This is a genomic window from Albidovulum sp., from assembly GCF_049646345.1.
Classification (GTDB): Bacteria; Pseudomonadota; Alphaproteobacteria; order Rhodobacterales; family Rhodobacteraceae; genus Albidovulum.
In genome coordinates this window covers 1-4455 of sequence record NZ_JBARVQ010000441.1, presented here as the reverse complement: position 1 = coordinate 4455, position 4455 = coordinate 1, and the positions used below count along the sequence as shown (strand labels likewise).

The 4455-nt window shown below is 59.7% G+C and carries 5 protein-coding genes; all 5 read right to left on the bottom strand.

Annotated elements, in window-relative coordinates; translation table 11 throughout:
• Nucleotides 1-1086, bottom strand: a 1086-nt coding sequence (locus tag WBB85_RS11095) for a hypothetical protein (RefSeq protein WP_432638678.1), incomplete at its 3' end; no start/stop codon positions are given.
• Nucleotides 1086-2111, bottom strand: a complete 1026-nt coding sequence (locus WBB85_RS11090; protein WP_432638677.1) for an aspartate-semialdehyde dehydrogenase — start codon at nucleotides 2109-2111, stop codon at nucleotides 1086-1088. The genes WBB85_RS11090 and WBB85_RS11095, both read right to left, overlap by 1 nt.
• Nucleotides 2101-2553, bottom strand: a complete 453-nt coding sequence (locus WBB85_RS11085) for a hypothetical protein (RefSeq protein WP_432638676.1) — start codon at nucleotides 2551-2553, stop codon at nucleotides 2101-2103. Before WBB85_RS11085 ends, WBB85_RS11090 begins: the two co-directional genes overlap by 11 nt.
• 8 nt (nucleotides 2554-2561) lie before the next feature.
• Nucleotides 2562-3902, bottom strand: a complete 1341-nt coding sequence (locus WBB85_RS11080) for a SidA/IucD/PvdA family monooxygenase (RefSeq protein WP_432638675.1) — start codon at nucleotides 3900-3902, stop codon at nucleotides 2562-2564.
• Nucleotides 3903-3924: 22 nt separating this feature from the next.
• On the bottom strand, nucleotides 3925-4455 hold a 531-nt coding region (locus WBB85_RS11075; RefSeq protein WP_432638674.1), incomplete at its 5' end, for a hypothetical protein.

Here is a 4455-nt window from a genome sequence, read left to right as displayed (position 1 = left end):
CTTTTGGGGCATACGCTGAAGGGGCGTCAGGTTGGGATCCTGGCCGATGCCGTTTAACAAGGTGTCATGCAGGTGCCTCGCTTCGTGTTGCACCACTGACGGCGCACAGATCCGGCCCGTCACGCTGCCATCCCGATCAATGGTGATGACGGCAGATTGAGGCGCGCCGGCCACATGCGGGGTTGCGTCACCCGGCAGCGGCGGCGCGCCAGGACACACCACAAAAAGACCGTGGTGATCCCGGATCGGGGCGATTGCGCCGGTTGGATGCGCGATGCCCGTGGCCTGCGGGATATGCATGATCCGGACATCTTTGGGGACACAGACCTGAATCCCTTCCCCGTCCTGACCCACCACCGTGCCGCGACAGATGGTGCCATCCGCGCGCAGAGACGCGCATTGAATACGGATATGATTTTCTGCGGCCAGTGCGATGCACCGTTCGTGCAGGATCTTGGCACCGGCCTGCGCGAAGAGACGCGCGTGGCGATAACTGAGCCGTGAAATCATCGCCGCACTGTCAATGAAATATGGGTCCGCAGTACAGACGCCCTCGACATCGGAAAAAATCGTGACCTCGTCGACGCCAAGGATTTTGGCGGCGGCGATTGCGGAAAGATCGGAGGAGTTCCGTCCCAACATCATCAGCCGGTCGCCAGACAGGGCCTGCCCGCCGGAGATGACAACTGCCGCGGCGGTTTCGAACGCGGCGTGGATCGCATCCGGCGGCAAATCGTCAAGGCGCCCGTCCGCGAAATCGCCCCCCGCGCGCCATCCCAGCTGAAAAGCATTCAGCGATGTCGCTGGAACGCCAGCGTCACGCAAGGCGGCCCGCACTAGGGCGGCAGCAAGGATTTCGCCCGTGCCGAGCACCGCGTCGCGGTCCTCTGCTGATGCCCCCGGTGCAATATCGTGCAGCATCTCCGACAGGCGCCCTGTCGTTCCGGACATGGCCGACACAACAAGGCAGACCCGATGGCCCTGATGAACCTGCCGGGCAATGGCCTGGGCCACATGGCGGTAAGCGGCTGTCGTGGCAAAGGACGAGCCGCCGAATTTCCAGACGTCGACCGGTTTCGCTGCCATCATACCAGAGCCAGTTCCAGCGCGGCCTCGGCGATCTGCACGGCATTCAGAGCGGCCCCGACACGCAGGTTGTCCGCCGCAACCCAGAAGTAGAGTTGCCTTGGGTTTTCGGCGTCGCCGTGCAGCCGGGCCACATGCACCGTGTCTTTGCCCGAGACGTCGTGGATGTTGGGATAGGAATTGATCCCGTGGACCAGAATGTCGGGGTCCTCGGCAAGGGCTGCGCGCACCGTCCCAAGATCCACGGTGTCGCGGCATTCCGCAACAACCGCGACGCAATGACCGTTCATCACCGGAACGCGCACCGCAAAAGGCTCTACCCCAATGTCGGGACGATCAAGGATCTTGCGGGTTTCCTGCCGCATTTTCTGCTCTTCCAGCGTCATCCCGCCATCCAGAAACACGTCGATCTGCGGAATGGCGTTGAACCCGATATCGGAGGGGAACTTTTTCGGCTGAAAATCTTTGCGCCCCTCAAGGCGGGCAGACGTGCTGGACAGCAATTCATCCATCCCCGTCAGCCCGCCGCCCGAGGCCGCCTGATAGGTGGCGCAAAACAAACGCTTGATACCCAATGCCCGGTCAATCGGCCCGACAGCGCGAACCATCTGGATGGTCGAGCAGTTCGGGTTCGCCACGATCCGGCTGACCTTCCGCTGCTTCAGGGCATGACGGTTCACCTGTGGCACGACCAATGGCACCTCCGGGTCCATCCGGAAGGCGTTGGTATTGTCGATGACAAGCGTACCGGCTTCGGCGGCGCGGGGGGCATGGGCTTTGCTGACTGCGCCGCCGGCCGAGAAAAACGCGATATCGGCCTTGGCAAAGTCATAGTCTTCAAGATTGAACACCGTGTGCGCGGCACCAAACGCTTCGATTGTCCGGCCCGCGCTGCGCGGCGATGCCAGTAGGTCCAGCGATTTGAACTGCATGCCCCGTTCTTCGAGAATGGACAAGATTTCGCGGCCAACCGCTCCTGTTGCTCCGACAATTGCGACCTTTGGTCCACCGATATCAAATGCCATGCGCCAGCACCTCCATCTTGCCGGGTTGTCTTGCGACGCAGCGCTGTTCGGCCAGTTCCTCCAGAAGCACCGGAAGCTGTTCAAGAGAATCGAGGAAATGATCGACGCCAAGCGCCTGTAGCGAGGCGATCTGTTCTGCGCGGTTATGGGTGCCGAGCGTGTAATGCCCGGCGAGCGCGACCGGCAGGCCCGGGACGCGGCACTCTGGCAGGTCACGCAGATCGTCACGGGCATGACCGTTCTGATTGCAGATGATGCAGGCGATCACATCGCTTGAGACATGATTGGCTGCGAAGAAGGCCCTCGTCTTGTTCTGACAAGACAAATTGACCACGTCATACCCATGCTGTTCTAGCATGTAGGCGGCGATATAGATCGACACGACGTGCGCGTCGCTTTCGGTGCCGCCAATGATGACGGTCGGACGGCTGTTCCTGCGCATGGGGTACCCTATTCTTTCACCAGCGCGAATTCCGGGGCTGCCGCGCGTTTGGGGCTGGCCGGGACATCGTACAAGGTTGCTTCGATACCCATCGCGATCTTTTCGGTTCTCAGAGCCAAAAGGCTGAAAGACCCGGCATCACTGACGCCATGGGTGCCTTCGCAAAGACCGTTCAGGAAAATCGCCGGCGTGTCTGCGCTTTTCGATTGCAGGCGATAATCGAGACTGACCGAGACCACGCCGTGATCGTCGAAATCGAACTCGTCCTGAAGCGGTGTCAGCAATGAAGGTATCCGATCCTGATTGGGGCCGGGCCCAAGGTCGCGGAATCCGGTCGCAAGAATTACCAGATCGACATCGGTATCGACGGTGTCGCCGGTGTAAATCTGCTCGGAGTTGATGCGCACCTTGCTTCCCGTGGTGGTGACATCGGTGATGCGGGAATTGTTGTGGATCGTCAGCAGATCCCGCCCGGTATTCAGTTTCTTCACATAGGAGCGCAGATTGATTTCCTTTAGCACGTCAATGTCAGCGGACGAGTAGTTCTGGTACTTCAGATCGTCGTTGAACTGTTGTCGCTGCGCCCATGTCCTGTTGTAGAAGGCTTCTACGTTTTCGGGATAGATCGACGCCTCCATTTGCGGGCTCAGATCTTTCTGACGGTAGCCGAAATGGCGGACATAATTCGTGACGGCCAGATGCGGGAAGCGTTCTGTCAGATCCAGAATGATCTCGACCGCGCTTTGGCTTGCGCCGATCACGGCGACAGAGGACAGGCCACCCCCACGGGCGTCAATGGAGGATTTGTATTCGTTAAGGTGAACGCAGCGGCACTGCGGCAGGTCTGCGAAGGTATCGGGCACAAAGGGCGGGCGCCCATGGGCTATGACAAGACAACGCCCGTAGAATACACGCCCGTCCGAGGAGGTGACTTCATACACCGGACGGGTCGAATTCGGGGCTGTGGTTATCCGGATCTGTGACGCGCGGGTGTTGTAGGCAACCTTGTCCGCAAATCGTTCCGCCGCCCAAAGGACATAGTCGGAATATTCCTGCCGCAGCGGAAATTCCAGGCCCAGGTTGTGGTGACGGAACATCCTGCCGGTCTTGTGCAGGAAATTGTTGAAGCTGTAATAGCTCTGCGGATTGCGCGGGGTGGCCAGATCCATATGCGGATTGTGCTGGATGTCGGCATTGACGATCATCATGTTCGCCTGCCACCGGCTGTCCGTGCGTGCTTCGAGATAGATCGCGTTGACATGCGGAAACTGTTCTTCCAGGGCGATTGCCAGGGCGATGTTTCCGGGGCCGAAACCCACCCCTACAATGTCGTGAACAATATGGTGCATTTGCTGTCTATCCCTTTGGTCTTTAAATTTCGGCCTGAAGCTCGCTCATGCTGGGCTTGGCGATATTGCTGAGGTATTGGGTGCTGGTGGTCGCGTGCGACACCGTCGACATCTGTGCGAACACGATGTCGATCGCCGCAATCAGCCCCCAGATTTCCCGGTCCTGCATCTTGCCTTTCGCGATCAGGTCGCGACGGGCATAGGCGCTTATGGTCCAATCGCGGGTGTTGGGCGAAAAGTGATGGAAATCGTGCTGAGGCGCATCGCCGGTCAGCACCAGAACCCGTGTCGGGAAATGATAGAACAGCATCCGCGCCGTCCACCCGGTCCAGGCCAGAATGCCCGCGCCCTGGCCGGGCACTGCTTCGCCGCAAAACCGACCCCAGCTGAGTTCGGTGATCCTCTGGCGGCCGATGGAATCGCCGATCGGGCGCATCCAGACGTGTTCGCAGATCAATTCGAGGAACGCGCTGATGTTGTAGAAAAAGGCAATCGGCAGGATATACGCCACCAGAACCGGGACGATCACGGCCGGTACCTGCCAAAGCAATAC

Coding starts and splice junctions, on each gene's coding strand:
- WBB85_RS11090 (WP_432638677.1), bottom strand. CDS start 2,111: ATGGCATTTGATATCGGTGGACCAAAGGTCGCAATTGTCGGAGCAACA.
- WBB85_RS11085 (WP_432638676.1), bottom strand. CDS start 2,553: ATGCGCAGGAACAGCCGTCCGACCGTCATCATTGGCGGCACCGAAAGC.
- WBB85_RS11080 (WP_432638675.1), bottom strand. CDS start 3,902: ATGCACCATATTGTTCACGACATTGTAGGGGTGGGTTTCGGCCCCGGA.